Consider the following 14,070-nt stretch of genomic DNA (forward strand, 5'->3'; position numbering starts at 1 on the left):
TCGGTTCCTTGGCCCGTGACTTGGGCCGCTGTCGAAGACAGGTTGACCGTCACCGCCGCCGTACCGGTGAAGTAGGCACGATCTGCCCCCACGCCGCCATCAAGCAAATCGTTGCCAATCCCGCCAAACAAAAAGTCATTACCGTCGCCGCCGTAAAGGGAGTCGTTGCCTTCAAAGCCCTTGATAGTATCTGCAAATGCTGATCCAAGATAGCTGTCGGCGTCGGCTGTGCCGCTCAGATCAATCCCTGCCACACGCGGATCAATGTACTGTCCGACAATGGACGCTTCGCTGCCGTCGAATCCGGCATCAGGGTTCGACCAGCTGACAAATACCCGGCCATCGGCCATTTCCGTCAGATTGGGCGTCGAGCCGCCTTTAAAACTGCTGCCGTGCGCAGAAAATTCGCTGAAAGATTTCGTGCCATCCGCATTCATCACTTGCGCGCGGATCACCTCATTGCCAAGCTCGGCGCTGGCATCCACCCATGCCACCATGAACCGGCCGTCGCGCAGCGCGACGGCTGTCGGCGCATCCTGATCTCCGCTGGCTGCGGTGTTGACCTGCACCTCGGCAACTTTCAAACCTCCCGTTGCCGAATAGATCGCGGTGCGGATCGAACTGCCGCTCAGATCGCCCCCAAATATCTCGTTCGACACCCAGACAAAGGCCACGTCGCCATTGGCAAGGCCGACAACTTGCGCCGAAACCTCTGGCGCGGAAGGCATGCTGCCCCGGGTGATATCCAGCGAAATTTCAGCCGAGATTGCGACACCAGACGCCGAATAAATGCGCCCATACTGGACAAATTGTCCGGGGTTCGCCCCGGTCGACCCCGTATCAAGCCATGTGACCGCAAAGCTGCCATCGCTCAAGGTGGTCACATGCGGATCGATCTGCGCGCCGGCTGTCGTGGTGTTGACGAGAAATTCTACCCCCGGATTATAGCCTGCGTCATAGACCCGCGCTTTGATTCCAGAGCTGCTTGCATCGCCCCCCAACGCGCTGGTGTCGGTCCAAACCGCGACAAACCCGCCATCCTTCAATGCCGTTATAGCGGGAAAGGCCTGATCCCCGGCGGCTGTGGTGTTATTGATACGGAAGTCGCTACCTAACTTCGTACCTGCGGAGGTATAAAGACTGGCATGAATAGCGCGCTCAGAGCTATCGTACTGATCGGCCCAAACCACCAGAAGATTACCATCGGCAAGCTGCGCCACCGTCGAATAGGGCTGCCCCGTCGATCCATTGGGCTGCATGACAAAGGGGGCGGGCAAACTGGTTCCTGACCCCGGCATCACCTGACCAACAATCGTCCAATCCGCCGCCGTAGCGCCGTTGTGGCTGTCATAGGCAAGAAACAGGCGACCATTTGCCATGCCTTCAGCAGTGATGCGATTTTGCGCGCCTGCGGTGACTGCGTTGACCAGAAAACTGCTGTCGATAAGGGTGGGAGTGGCCATGTTTTTACCTTTAATAATACCAAGTGTGACCTTACACAAATAGCAACTTATTTCAATGGATTAGGCGAGTTATTCACTGTTTTCAGCATTGTCTCACCAACAGATACAATCTGTATTAAGCGATGATAGCGCAAATTTTCCCACCCGGCGCAACACAAGGTGGAGCATTCAGCACGCATAAAAATGGGCCCCATCGGGGCCCATTCATTATTATTCTTTTTTGATCAGACGCTGCGCTTGCGGCGCGATGCGACAAATCCAAAGGCAGCCAAAGCGCCGCCCAGCAACGGCAGCGAGGCCGGCAATGGAACCGGTGCAACATCAATCTTCACCGAAGCCAGAAGTGCCGCTGGGTTGGCTGAGGTAGGATCACCGCCGATGTTTCTGGCGTCAAAACTAAGGACGTTTTCACCCGCCTGCAACCAGCCCAAGTCTGCAAGATCATGCAATTGATTGAAGCTGCTGCTTACATCGCCCAGAAGCTGATCAATCAAGTGGCCGTTCAGGTATACGTCGGCCTCATTGTCGACAGCCCAAACACCGGTGAGCGTCGCACGCGCCAGGTCTTGAGCCGCCAGCGTAAAGCTGAAAACAAACTGAAGAGCTTGGCTGAGGGCTGGGCTATCCGGCGCGGCCCACACCCACTGCGAGGCAGGGTCGGTGGTACCGTTGAAGTAGGGGCCAGCCAAGATAGGATAAGCATTGGCGTCAAGAGCGTAAATGCTGCCGTTGCCCGCCGGGTTCGTCAGTCCGATGCCACCCGCCCCTCCTGCCATCGTGGATGCGGAGTAGACAGTAGCAGCACTTGCCGCGAAGGAAGTTGTCGCCAGTACAGCGGAGAGCGTGAGTATTTTAATAGTATTGAACATTTGAGGCCCCGATTGTCCTGTACATCTACAATTCATAACGCCTCACAATAAACATGTTATTGCCACAATTGCAAGCCGTTATTGAGCAACATTTGTTTCCGTTTTGCAAACAATAGCTTGGGGCCCGGACTTGGGGTCAGGACCTATTGATTTTGCAATGCAACCGTGATTCAGGCTCCGCAAGGAGACTGAGCTATGAGCAACCTTTACCGGCTGACGGACGAGCAGATGGCTCGACTTAAACCCTTCTTTCCCAAGAGCCACGGGGTACCGCGGGTCGACGGGTCTTGAGCGGCATTATCTTCATCAATCGCAATGGCTTGCGTTGGTCTGACGCGCCGAAGGAATACGGCCCGGCGAAGACGCTTTACAACCGTTGGAAGCGATGGGGCGACATGGGCGTCTTTGCCCGGATGATGGAAGGGTTGGCCTCCGAGGCGGCGGTCCCAAAGACGGTGATGATCGACGCGACCTATCTCAAGGCGCACCGCACGGCTTCAAGTCTAGGGGTGAAAAAGGGGGCGCGGTCGTCTGATTGGCCGAACCAAAGGTGGCATGAATACCAAACTGCATGCCGTCACTGACGAAAACGGCAGACCGATCCGCTTCTTCATGACCGCAGGTCAGGTCAGCGATTACACCGGCGCTGCGGCACTACTGGGCAGCCTACCCAAAGCGACGTGGCTGCTGGCTGACCGAGGTTATGACGCCGACTGGTTCCGAGACGCCCTGAAAAACAAGGGGATCACGCCTTGCGTCCCCGGCCGGAAGTCACGCGCGAAGCCGGTCAAATACGATAAACGCCGATACAAACGCCGCAGTCGGATTGAGATTATGTTGGGCCGTCTCAAAGACTGGCGGCGGGTGGCAACACGTTATGACAGATGTCCAAAAGTCTTCCTCTCCGCCGTCGCTCTTGCAGCAACCGTCTTGTTCTGGCTTTGACGATCAATGAGATGCCGTAACGGGGCCTGCGCCGCGACTCGCCAGTTAACGTTGCAGAATCGAGGGCAAGCTGGCGCCATTCCCGTATCGGATCCACAGGGAGGACTGCGGGATGAAGCTGTTTGTCGGACTGGATGTGTCGCTGGAGAAGACCGCGATCTGCGTGCTCAGCGAGCATGGCAAGATCGTGAAGGAGGTGCAGGTGGCGAGCGAGCCCGAGGCGCTGTTGCGCTGGATCAACGATCAGGACGGCGCAATCGCTGCCGTCGGGCTCGAGGCTGGCCCCTTGTCGCAGTGGTTGCATTGCGGGTTATCAGTGGCAGGACAACCTGTCGTGCTGATGGAAACGCGGCAAGTAAAAGGCGCTCTGAAGGCCATGCCGATCAAGACGGACCGGCGTGATGCCGAAGGTATCGCGCGTCTGCTGCACCTCGGCTGGTTCCGGCCGGTTCACTGCAAATCGGTGTCTGCACAGGAGGTTCGCGCTGTGCTCAGCGCCCGCAAGGCTGTGCAACAAGGGTTCATCACACTGGAGATGTCACTGCGCGGGCTACTTCGGAACTTCGGCCTCAAGGTCGGCACCATATCACGTGGCCGATTCGAACAGCGTATCCGCGAACTGGCGGCAGGTAATCCGATGCTGGAAGCGGCAACCGAACCCATGCTCAGCGCGCGGTCGGCGCTGCGGCGAGAGTTGGCGGGCCTTGAACGCCATGTCCGGCAACGCGCGCAGGAAGATCCGGTCTGCCGCCGGTTGATGTCGATGCCCGGGATTGGCGCTGTTGTAGCACTGACCTATCGATCTGCGGTCGACGATCCAGACCAATTCACTTCCTCGAAGAAGGTCGGGCCATGGGTCGGCCTGACTCCCTCTCGAAACCAGTCGGGCGAGCGAGACATCTCGGGCGGTATCACCAAGGCGGGCGACGTCAACCTTCGACGCGCGCTGTGTCAGGCTGCCACGGCCATGATGCATCGTGGACGGGCGAGCTGGTTGCGAACCTGGGCCGCAAAACTTGCGCGCCGTCGTGGTGCCAAGCGTGCGATGGTTGCGCTGGCGCGGCGTATCGCCGTGATCCTGCACCGCATGTGGAAGGATGACATCGACTTCCGCTTCGATAGTCCGGTGATTCATGCCGGCTGCCCGCCTGATCGCGGGCCTTCGAGGTCCCCACGGGACGCGGTTCCGATGATGCCGTGCTCAGGACTGATGCCGATCACATCGAGCACGCCAATGAGATGGGCACATCGGAATTGCATTGAACCAGCATCATGTTGGCGGCCATCGCGCCGACCACGGACCGAAGCATGCACCCGGGTCGACCTCAGCGGAAGGCTGCCGAACAGGAAAGCAGATCACTTCCTAAGCCGACAAAAACCGCAGTTCGGCGGCGCATCCCGCATGTGCAAAACCGCTTGACTGGGATGACCCCGTTACCGAAGTCCTGAGCCTAAGTCTATAAATAATAGCTCTGAATTTCTGAACAGGCAGGCGCGCCTGCCTGTTTTCACGCTGACCCTAAAAAACGGCGCTGTCTCGGGCAGGGTGCTGCCACCGCTCGCAGCCGATATTATAAAACCGCCACATCGCCCCAAGGATTGATCACTGGAAGGCCCATTGCTTCGAAAGGGCTAGTGTCCCGTGTTGCTATGGCAAAACCGCTTGCAGCGACACTGGCTGCTATCATCCCGTCCTGAAAGCCCACCGCAAGACCATTGCGCCGCGCAATAGCCATACGATCAGCGAAGGTTTGGGAAGTCGCCGCTGTGAAGGGAATAATCCGCCCCTGAAACACCTGTTCCAGCATCATGTTCAGCCGCATAGACAGGTCGGCCTTGGTCCGACCTTCATCCAGCCGAGCTAAGCCAAAACGCAACTCGGCAAGGCTAACTGCGGTCAGATAGAGCGTCTGAATATCCTGCCCGTTCAGCCACGCCACCACAGCCGCATTTGGCACCGTCCGCATGGTTTCCGACACCACGTTCGTGTCGAGAACAATCATTCAAAGCTCATAGGCTTGTGTGGGGTCTTGTCACGCTCGAATGTCACGCAGGAAACATCTGCGCCCTTCCAAATGCCGCACAATAGATCGCCGGCCTTGGGTCGGGTACTGGGCAAAACGGCGTGGGCGATGATGTCGCGGGCCTCGGCCTCGGTGCTGCGACCGTGCTCGCTTGCCCGCGCTTTCAAGGCACGGTGAACTTCATCGGGTAGCTGGCGGACGATAATCTGCGGCATGGCGTTGCTCCTGTTGCAGGTCGCATTGATATCATCAATGTGTTATGATATCAATCATTATATTCGCTCTGGATAAACCACTCACACTCGGCGGACTGTCTTGGCGCTGACCCGGAACAACTGCGCGATCTCTGGCAGGGGCCGCAGTTCCTCGTCGCGCATCCGCTTAACTTCGACGCGCTGTGCAGGCGAAAGGGCAGAGAGCCTGCCCCCAACCCGCCCTCGCTTCCTAGCGACCTCCAGTCCTTCCTTGGTTCTTTCAGAAATCTGCTCCCGCTCAAACTGGGCGATAGAAGCGAACACATGGAACACCAGCCGCCCGGCGGTATCCGGCGACCGCGCGGGAATGGTCATCGATCTACGCGCCCGCCTCGATACGGAAGGCGAGGAGAGACGCCGCTTGACGGCGCTGGTGACGGTCGAGCGCCTGCCCGGTCCGGGTTTTTCCGCCGTCGGCGGCTGAGGCCTGATGGATTCAACCCCCGGTCGGCGCCGCTCCGGGAACGGATGGCCTTTCGCGAAAGATCAAAACCTGCCGCACACAAGAGCCCTACTCTGTGTGTAAAAACTGTGGTTTAACCGATCTGCGGTTTCGCCGATCTGGCGCGTAAGGGTTTGCATATGATCACCCCGGTTCTTTTGTGTGGCGGCTCGGGCACCCGGCTGTGGCCGTTGTCGCGCAAAAGTTTCCCCAAACAGTTCAGCGCGATTTTGGGCGATCAAAGCCTGTTGCAAGCCAGTGCGCAGCGGTTCAGCGGGCCGGGGTTTGCAGCCCCCTTGGTGGTCACAGGGCATGAGTTTCGCTTTATCGTCACGGATCAGCTAAGCGGCTGTGGCATTGCCCCTGCCGCGATCCTGATCGAGCCCGAGGCGCGCAACACTGGCCCCGCAGCCCTCGCCGCGGCTTTGTATCTGGCAGGCCAAGACCCGCAGGCTTTACTGCTGTTGACCCCCACTGATCACGCCATTGCGGATCCTGCGACGTTTCGCGCGGCGGTGGCCTTGGGCCGTGTCGCGGCAGAGGCCGGGCAGATCGTGATTTTCGGCATTCAGGCCACGCGGGCCGAGACCGGCTATGGTTGGCTTGAGGCGGGGGAGGCCACCTTCCCCGGCGTGCAGCAGCTGGCGCGGTTCATTGAAAAGCCGGATGCTGTGCGCGCGGCCCAGTTGTTCGCCGACCCACGGCATATGTGGAACGCGGGCGTGGTGCTGGTGCGGGCCTCGGTGCTGATTGCGGCTTTTGCCACCCATGCGCCCGCTATTCTGGCAGCCACGCGCCCGGCGATGCTGGCGGCCGAGCTTGATCTGGGCTTTACCCGGATTGATCCGGTGGCTTGGGAAAAAGTGCCGGAAGACTCGATTGATTTTGCGGTGCTGGAGCATGCCCGCAATGTCAGCCTCGTGCGCTTTGAGGGTGGCTGGAGCGATCTGGGCGGCTGGCAATCGGTCTGGCAAGAAAGCCCGCAAGATAGCGCGGGCAACGCCAGCTTTGGCCATGTCACCGCGCTTGATTGCGAGAACTCGCTGCTGCGCGCGGAATCTGACGATATCGAGCTGGTCGGCATTGGTTTGAAGAATATCGTCGCGGTGGCGATGCGCGATGCGGTGATTGTCGCCGATATGTCCGACAGCCAAAACGTCAAGCAGGCGGTGACGTTGCTGAAAGCGCGCCAAGCTAAACAAGCGGTGCAATTCCCGAAAGATCACCGCCCCTGGGGCTGGTATGAAACGCTGGTGTTGGCCGAGCGCTTTCAGGTCAAGCGCATCCATGTGCATCCCGGAGCCGCGCTGTCGTTGCAAAGCCATGTGCATCGGTCGGAACATTGGATCGTGGTGGCGGGCACAGCAAAGGTCACGGTGGATGACAAGGTGCAGCTTCTGAGCGAAAACCAGTCAGCTTATATCCCGCTGGGTGCGGTGCACCGGATGGAAAACCCCGGTCGGGTGCCGATGGTGCTGATCGAGGTACAGACCGGAAACTATCTCGGCGAAGATGACATCATCCGCTATGAAGATATATACGCGCGAAAATAAGCGCAGCAAGCGGTGCGGTATCATCATATACGGTTGATCAACGCTGCGCAATATAAAGCCAGATGCGATAGCCGTCCTTGACGATAGACTTGGCTGGCCCGCAGTCCAGACATTCTTGTCCAACAACGCTTAGCTTGCCGGGCCCTTTCAAACCTATGGAAAACTTGCCGATTTTCTTGGGTAAAGCGGTGCAGCGCGGGACGGATCGCGGCAAGATTTTGCTGATTCCACACGGCGTAGGTTCCTCGCACCATCATGCCAAGCCGCATGATCTTCGCGCGCAGTCCGTCATTGGCGCCAATTTGGTTGCCACCATGCTGGCGATACAGCAAGCTGGGCATATCATCCGCTATGAACGTCGCACCCACGCCGCTGAGAATCTGATAAACCCACCAATCATGCAGAAGCACGGTTTCAGCGCCATTGAGATCAGCATAAGCCGCCTGCAGCACCGCGAGGGCCTCAGCATTCACCATGATTGTATTGCCCGCGACAACGTTTTGCACCAGCGCATTGCGAAATCCAAGCAGGCGCGACTGTGGCCGTGAAAGTCGTGGGTTGGACAGATCTTCACGGCAGATTAGGGTGCGGCTAAAATAGCAGATCGGCCCATTGGTGGCTGCCGCTTCTATCTGCAAGATCGCGCGAGATAGTTTGTGGGGCAGCCAGACATCATCCTGATCGCTAAAGCAGGTGTAGGATTGATCAGCCGGAACCAATGACAAAAGCGATAGAAAATTTGCAGCCCCGCCGCGCTGCGGCCCCGCCGTTACGGTGATTTGCCCTGCCTTGGCGCGCGCGGCATAGTATTGCACGATCTGTGGGCCACTGTCGGTCGAGCCGTCATCGCCGACAGATAGCGCCCAGTCTGGTTGAGATTGGGCGAGAAAGCTATCAAGCTGGTCCCGGAGGTGGAGGGCTCCGTTGTACAGGGCTAACAAAATGGTGACTTTGGTCAGTGGAAATTCTCCTAAGAAGGTGTTTGAAAGCGCCTATTTTCGATGCTTTTTCCTGTGCAGGCAGAGTTTTTTGCTCATTCTTAGCGCCTTGACTTGACGTCGTCGACCTGTGGCCCCAGTAAGCACCACATCAACAAATGCACAAAAGTCTGTGCAGTAGCGATAAGTATGGTATCCATGAATAAGCCTAGCCTTGCAACCGCGAAGAAGAACTCTATTCTAATCCTAAATGGTTCTGCCAATATTGCGGTCCAACGCACCATCGTTGTGCTGGGGGTAGAACGCGGTGGTACATCTATGGCGGCGGGTGTTGTGCGTGCTCTTGGCATTAGTATGGGACAGCGCGCGGGCCTCAATCATGAAGATCCCTTATTTTTGACTGACGAGCAAGACCGTCTACAAAATCGGATTAAAATCCGCAACTCTCAGGAAGCCGTGTGGGGATTTAAAGTGCCCAAAGCGTCAATGATGTTGGATTTCTACGAAACCCATTTGCGCAATCCATTCTACATTGTCGTGTATCGTAATCCTGTCGCTATCATCGACAGTTGGTTGCAGCGTGGCGCCGGTGCGCCCTTAGGGGTGATGGATCGCATCATGACGTATCAAAACGCAATTTTTGACTTGATGCGAAAAACTAAAGCCCCTATTTTGATGTTGAACTACGAGCGCGCTGTACAAAATGCTACAATGAAATTGCTAACCGTCGAAAGCATCGCCGCCTTCGTAGGAATAGAGTTAACTGAAGATTTGCATGATCGAGCCATAGGCATGATGACAGGCGATGGCCATGGCTATGTCAATTTACCCGAGCATTTCTTTGCGGTATCGCCCGCAAGCGAAACGCTGGTTTCCGATGACGAGTTGTCAATGGTTGAAACTGATAATGTGCGTGACGCTACAGGTTGGATCCAACATGAAAAAGTGTCGCCACGTTTGATTTATACACCAAAAACTGCAGAAAACTTGCCCAAACAATTTATACTTGAAATTGAATTTGATCACGGTGGAACTATGGCTGTTGAAACCGATCCACTGCGGATCTATTTTAACTTTACTGGTGAATACTTTCCTGGACATTGCGCTCGCCCGCCCGTGCAGCTTGGTAAAAACCGCTATCTGGTGCAAACCAGTGGCCAAGCCAGTGCCATTGCTTTTGGCCCACTAGAGTCCAATGTGCGCTTTAAATTGGCCCTCCGGTTCTATGCTGTCATCTAATGTGCAACGCATGACTCAGCCATGACTCCCAATAGCGTAACGGTCATCATTCCAGTCAAGAATGGTCTGCCCTATTTTAAAGATGTCTGCGATGCGTTGGAACAGCAGGTTTATGATGCCCCGGTCGAGGTGATCTGCATCGACAGCGGCTCAAAGGATGGCTCGGATGCCATCGCCGAGGCGCATGGGTTTCGACTGGTGCGCATCCCTGCGGCAGAGTTTGGTCACGGACGCACCCGCAACTACGCAGCCAGCCTAGCCAGTTCAGAGTATCTTGCGTTTCTAACCCATGATGCCATTCCCAACGATGAGCAGTGGCTGGCGCGGCTGCTCGCGCCCCTGCGCGCTGACCATCAGGTGGCGGGGGTGTTTTCGCGTCACATCGCCCATATTGGCGCCGATCCGTTCATCACTTGGGAGTTGCAGGAACACTTTCGGGGCTTGGGCAATTTTGCCATGGTGCAGATTGCAGACCGGGCCGCTTATGACCGCGATTTAGGGCTGCGGCAGGTCTATCATTACTATTCAGATAATGCCTCTGCGATGCCCCGACGTATCTGGCAGCAGCATCCCTATCCCGATGTACAGTTCGCCGAGGATCAGATTTGGGCAAAAACGATTGTTGAAGCCGGGTTCAAGAAGGCTTTCGCACAAGATTCGGTGGTGCGCCATTCGCACGCGTTCGGTCCGTGGCAGACCCTATGTCGCAGCTTTGATGAATCGCGCGCCTTCAATAAACTTTTCGGCTACGATCTGTGTACATCGCCGCGTAATCTGGCCCTCTCGACCGCTTATCTGTTTCAGCGCGACATTGGCAATGCATTGAAAAATGGCTGGTGGCGTAGCCATCCGTTGAAAACTGTATCACGGATGTTTGAAAGCTTTACCCGGCCATTGGGCCATTACCTTGGCTGCCGCAAAGCGTTGCCAAAATGGATCGAGAACCGGATCTCCCTCGATGAGTGGATCAAGGCGCTGTAATATGAACAATAATTTGCAGAAATTCTGGCGTTATACCAAGGCCAATGGTTTGAAGGCCGCGGTTAAGACCTCAATCCGGCGGATGATTGACGGGCCCAAGCCGGTGGACACGGTATTTGTGCCAGCATCGGCTAATCATAAGATTGATGTGATTGGGTATTATAACTCTTTCTTGGGCCGTCCGCATGGAGATCCTGCTGATTTGGCACAGATTGAGGCGAAAACGCTGCAATGGGTGATCCCGAATTTCGGCTTTGGTTCCGGTGGACACCTTAATATATTCCGCTTTATCAATATGTTGTCGACGCGAGGCTATAAGCAACGCTTGGTCATTTTGCCGCCCTATGATTGGGCTGATTCCGCAGCAGCCCGCACGGCGATCGAAGCGTGGTATTTTCCACTGAACGCCGAAATTGCACTTGGCGTTGCGGGCTTTGCGCCCTCCGAGGTTACCTTGGCGACGGGCTGGCAGACAGCCTATTGGGTCGCACATCATCAGGCCAGCCTTGAAAAATTCTATTTCGTGCAAGATTTCGAGCCTTTCTTTCACGCGATTTCTTCCGAGTACTTTTTGGCCGAAAACACCTACAAGCTGGGGCTTAAGGCGATTACGGCTGGCAGTTGGTTGTCGGATACACTGTCACGCGATTACGGGATGCGCTGCGGATCAGTGTCGTTTTCCTGCGAACATGGCCATTATTTCCCGCAAGAACGTCGTGCACAGCCGAATTTTAACATCCTGTTCTATTCGCGACATGTCTCCCGCAGACGCCTGTTTGAATTGGGCATGGCGGCACTTGCAAAGGTTTGCGAGCAGGCTCCGCATGCTGCAGTGATTTTTGCAGGTGGTGATGTGGGATCGTTTAACTTTCCCTATAACCATTTGAATGCAGGCGAGTTATCGCTGGTAGAGCTGCCCGACCTCTATTCGCAATGCGATCTGGCGCTTGTTCTGTCAGGGACCAACCTGTCGCTGCTACCGTTGGAGTTGGCGGCGTGTAAGTGCCCGGTGGTGATGAATGACAGCCCCTCCGCACGGTGGCTTTTGCCTGATGAGGCCGCCTATTATGCGCCATTAGACCCTGATGGTATGGCGGAAGTCATTCTTGCAGCCATGCGCGATGACACGGGGCGTCACGCGCGGGCTGAAGCTGCATATCAACTTGCCCAAGCTTCCAGTTGGGAAGAACAGGCAGACCGTTTTGTAGAACTGATGAGCGAGTTAAAAGGATGATTGGCGTCATTGGGAGCAATGGCTTCATCGGCCGAAGTATTCTTGACCAATTGGTGGATCTGGCGTTGCCGGCACGGGCGTATCAGCGCGAAATTCCGATGGTGTTACAGGCGGGTGTGAACTACACGCGTTATAGCCTGAATGACTCTTTTGAGCCGGCCAATTTTTCTGGGATTAAGACACTGGTGCTAGCAGCATCGGCAAGCAGGCCTAACTCGCCCGGAAACACGCCGCTGCGTGAGTTTGCACAAAATGTCACACCGCAGTTGCAACTGCTAGAACAGTTGAAAGCTACTAACGTCCAGCACGTGATTTATCTGTCATCAGGTGGCGCGATTTACGGTGACCGTGCCTCGGCCGTCCCTATTTTCGAGGATGACGCCCGCTTACCATCAGATGCCTATGGCTTTGGCAAACTGTGCATTGAGTCCGCGCTGCCGATGATATGGCAGGGCGACGGGCGGCGCTTTAGCATCATTCGGCCGTCCAACCCCATTGGCAAGCACCAATTAGCCAGTGTAGGTGCGCATGGGTTGGTTACTACAGTGCTGCATCATTTGCGTTCGGATTTACCAATTGTGGTGCAAGGTGATGGCTCTGCTGTGCGTGACTATTTCGCGGCGACAGACTTGGCCGAACTTGTTTTGATGGTGATCGGCTCGCAGGGGCATAATGCCGTGGTGAATGCTTCCTCTGGAGCCGGGCTTAGTATTCTTGAGGTGATAGACCGTTGTGCTGAATATCTGGGAGTGCGTGCCGATGTGCGACTGCACCCCAGCGTGCGGCCGGCGGTGCAGTTTAATGTATTGTGCAATCAACGCGCAGCAGATCTATTTGGCTGGCGACCCAAACGTAACCTGACTGACATTATGGCCGAGCTGACCGCCGCTCTTGATCAGCGCGATCGGGTGGAAGGAGGCGCTTAGGTGGCGTCCCAGCAAATTGTTGTTGTTATCGGAATGCATAGGTCGGGCACCTCGCTGACGATGCAAGCACTTGGCCAACTAGGTTTGGCGTCTGGCGATGATCTTTTGCCGGGGAACGCTTATAACCAGCTTGGTTATTGGGAAGCTACCGAAGTCGTGGCGCTGCATGATCAACTATTAAGCGATTTTGATCGGCCTTGGGGCGCGTTTCAACATCTTTTACCTTTACCCGACGACTGGCTGACCTCTGCGCCTGCGGCGCGCACGCGGGGTCGGATTATCGAAATTTTGCAGACACGCCTCGCAAAACAGGGGGTGGCAAAAGCAATCGCGATCAAAGATCCACGAATGTCGCTGTTCCTACCGTTGTGGTACGAGGCTGCCGCGACATTGGGCGTGACGTTGCGTACGATTATCTGTCTGCGCAATTCTTGGGATGTAGCACAATCGCTGCTGCGCCGTGACGCTATTCCAGTGGAAGCCGGACGATTGCTATGGTTGCTCTACACCGCCACAGCATTGCGTGATGCCAAGCCTGACAGCACTGTGCTGAGCTATTTTGAAGATTGGACCAGCGTTCCTCAGGCTGCCTTGGCACGGTTGGCGAGATTTACCGATAGCGCTGCTCCTGAAGAATTGCATATCTACGAGCCAGGGCTTGTCACGCAAACGCCACAGAATGGCGATGCCGTTGTGCAGCGCTGGTATGGGCTGCTGCAACAATGCCGGGCCACGGGTCAGATCACGGAAATCCTTCAGCGCGAGGCGTTGACCCATCTGCAAAATGCCCAGCATTTCAAAATATGGCCGGATGTTCTGGGCGATGGCCAGTTGCAGAAGGAAATATCTACGGTGTTAGTGCGCGAACTGTGGAATCTAAAGCAAGACCGCGATGCACAGGCTTTGCGGGCGCAAGAGCTTCTGCAGGCCTATGAGACCGAGGCTGCACGGTCAGTTGTGCTGCAATCGGGTCTTGATGATGTCAGCGCTGAGCGGGACGCGCAGGCTTTGCGGGCGCAAGAGCTTCTGCTGGCCTATGAGACCGAGGCTGCACGGTCAGTTGTGCTGCAATCGGGTCTTGATGCTGTCAGCGCCGCGCGTGACGCACAGGCTTTGCGGGCGCAAGAGCTTCTGCTGGCCTATGAGACGGAGGCTGCGCGGTCCGTTGCGCTTCAATCTGGTCTTGATGCTGTCAGCGCCGC

Annotated in this window: 11 protein-coding genes and 2 pseudogenes (1 of these 13 only partly in view); 7 read left to right on the top strand and 6 right to left on the bottom strand. The window is 56.3% G+C overall.

Annotated elements, in window-relative coordinates; genetic code table 11:
• Both ACP7AP_RS19805 and ACP7AP_RS19810 read right to left on the bottom strand, forming a co-directional pair.
• Positions 1 to 1,463, bottom strand: partial view of a calcium-binding protein gene (locus ACP7AP_RS19805; protein ID WP_426036953.1) — the 5' portion only. It extends 613 nt beyond the left edge of the window; the window shows 1,463 of its 2,076 coding nt (coding positions 1–1,463); the start codon lies at positions 1,461 to 1,463; the stop codon falls past the left edge of the window.
• A 224-nt stretch (positions 1,464 to 1,687) separates the two neighbouring features.
• The gene (locus ACP7AP_RS19810) at positions 1,688 to 2,332 is read right to left on the bottom strand and encodes a VPLPA-CTERM sorting domain-containing protein (protein WP_426036955.1); all 645 of its coding nucleotides are present in this window, start codon (positions 2,330 to 2,332) and stop codon (positions 1,688 to 1,690) included.
• 195 nt (positions 2,333 to 2,527) lie between these two features.
• Here ACP7AP_RS19810 and ACP7AP_RS19815 point away from each other — a divergent pair.
• Positions 2,528 to 3,277: pseudogene (locus tag ACP7AP_RS19815) on the top strand (IS5 family transposase).
• Between the two features lie 112 nt (positions 3,278 to 3,389).
• Positions 3,390 to 4,415 (top strand): annotated as a pseudogene (locus ACP7AP_RS19820) (IS110 family transposase); the annotation flags it as partial.
• Between the two features lie 433 nt (positions 4,416 to 4,848).
• Here ACP7AP_RS19820 and ACP7AP_RS19825 read toward each other — a convergent pair.
• The 3 genes from ACP7AP_RS19825 to ACP7AP_RS19835 all read right to left on the bottom strand — a co-directional run bounded on the left by ACP7AP_RS19825 (position 4,849) and on the right by ACP7AP_RS19835 (position 5,870).
• Positions 4,849 to 5,280: a type II toxin-antitoxin system VapC family toxin gene (locus tag ACP7AP_RS19825; protein WP_426036957.1), complete on the bottom strand. Its 432-nt coding sequence runs from the start codon at positions 5,278 to 5,280 to the stop codon at positions 4,849 to 4,851.
• Complete coding sequence (locus ACP7AP_RS19830; protein WP_426036959.1) at positions 5,277 to 5,516, bottom strand: FitA-like ribbon-helix-helix domain-containing protein; 240 nt, start codon at positions 5,514 to 5,516, stop codon at positions 5,277 to 5,279. The genes ACP7AP_RS19825 and ACP7AP_RS19830 overlap by 4 nt, the downstream gene beginning before the upstream one ends.
• Before the next feature lie 81 nt (positions 5,517 to 5,597).
• A complete protein-coding gene (locus ACP7AP_RS19835) occupies positions 5,598 to 5,870 on the bottom strand; it encodes a recombinase family protein (RefSeq protein WP_426036961.1) in 273 nt (90 codons plus the stop codon).
• 267 nt (positions 5,871 to 6,137) lie between these two features.
• Here ACP7AP_RS19835 and ACP7AP_RS19840 point away from each other — a divergent pair, with 267 nt between their 5' ends.
• Complete coding sequence (locus ACP7AP_RS19840) at positions 6,138 to 7,550, top strand: mannose-1-phosphate guanylyltransferase/mannose-6-phosphate isomerase (protein ID WP_426036963.1); 1,413 nt, start codon at positions 6,138 to 6,140, stop codon at positions 7,548 to 7,550.
• 23 nt (positions 7,551 to 7,573) lie between these two features.
• Here the strand turns inward: ACP7AP_RS19840 and ACP7AP_RS19845 are convergent, their stop codons facing one another.
• The gene (locus ACP7AP_RS19845; protein ID WP_426036965.1) at positions 7,574 to 8,491 is read right to left on the bottom strand and encodes a glycosyltransferase; all 918 of its coding nucleotides are present in this window, start codon (positions 8,489 to 8,491) and stop codon (positions 7,574 to 7,576) included.
• A 186-nt stretch (positions 8,492 to 8,677) separates the two neighbouring features.
• Between ACP7AP_RS19845 and ACP7AP_RS19850 the strand changes: the two genes are divergently transcribed.
• The 4 genes from ACP7AP_RS19850 to ACP7AP_RS19865 are packed head-to-tail and all read left to right on the top strand — an operon-like array spanning position 8,678 to position 12,868.
• Positions 8,678 to 9,727 (top strand): hypothetical protein, encoded by a 1,050-nt coding sequence (locus ACP7AP_RS19850; protein WP_426036967.1) that lies wholly within the window; start codon positions 8,678 to 8,680, stop codon positions 9,725 to 9,727.
• A gap of 21 nt (positions 9,728 to 9,748) precedes the next feature.
• Entirely contained in the window at positions 9,749 to 10,708 is a 960-nt protein-coding gene (locus tag ACP7AP_RS19855; RefSeq protein WP_426036969.1) for a glycosyltransferase family A protein, read from the top strand.
• A gap of 1 nt (position 10,709) precedes the next feature.
• A complete protein-coding gene (locus ACP7AP_RS19860) occupies positions 10,710 to 11,942 on the top strand; it encodes a glycosyltransferase family 4 protein (RefSeq protein WP_426036971.1) in 1,233 nt (410 codons plus the stop codon).
• Positions 11,939 to 12,868 (top strand): NAD-dependent epimerase/dehydratase family protein, encoded by a 930-nt coding sequence (locus ACP7AP_RS19865; RefSeq protein WP_426036973.1) that lies wholly within the window; start codon positions 11,939 to 11,941, stop codon positions 12,866 to 12,868. The genes ACP7AP_RS19860 and ACP7AP_RS19865 overlap by 4 nt, the downstream gene beginning before the upstream one ends.
• Positions 12,869 to 14,070 lie beyond the last annotated feature (1,202 nt).

It is taken from the genome of Cypionkella sp. TWP1-2-1b2 (assembly GCF_049896245.1).
In the GTDB taxonomy this organism is placed as follows: Bacteria; Pseudomonadota; Alphaproteobacteria; order Rhodobacterales; family Rhodobacteraceae; genus Cypionkella.

Bases quoted from the DNA above. Each gene is read 5' to 3' on its own strand.
- ACP7AP_RS19860 (WP_426036971.1), top strand. From the start codon at position 10,710: ATGAACAATAATTTGCAGAAATTCTGGCGTTATACCAAGGCCAATGGT.
- ACP7AP_RS19850 (WP_426036967.1), top strand. From the start codon at position 8,678: ATGGTATCCATGAATAAGCCTAGCCTTGCAACCGCGAAGAAGAACTCT.
- ACP7AP_RS19835 (WP_426036961.1), bottom strand. From the start codon at position 5,870: ATGACCATTCCCGCGCGGTCGCCGGATACCGCCGGGCGGCTGGTGTTC.
- ACP7AP_RS19825 (WP_426036957.1), bottom strand. From the start codon at position 5,280: ATGATTGTTCTCGACACGAACGTGGTGTCGGAAACCATGCGGACGGTG.
- ACP7AP_RS19840 (WP_426036963.1), top strand. From the start codon at position 6,138: ATGATCACCCCGGTTCTTTTGTGTGGCGGCTCGGGCACCCGGCTGTGG.
- ACP7AP_RS19830 (WP_426036959.1), bottom strand. From the start codon at position 5,516: ATGCCGCAGATTATCGTCCGCCAGCTACCCGATGAAGTTCACCGTGCC.
- ACP7AP_RS19865 (WP_426036973.1), top strand. From the start codon at position 11,939: ATGATTGGCGTCATTGGGAGCAATGGCTTCATCGGCCGAAGTATTCTT.
- ACP7AP_RS19810 (WP_426036955.1), bottom strand. From the start codon at position 2,332: ATGTTCAATACTATTAAAATACTCACGCTCTCCGCTGTACTGGCGACA.
- ACP7AP_RS19855 (WP_426036969.1), top strand. From the start codon at position 9,749: ATGACTCCCAATAGCGTAACGGTCATCATTCCAGTCAAGAATGGTCTG.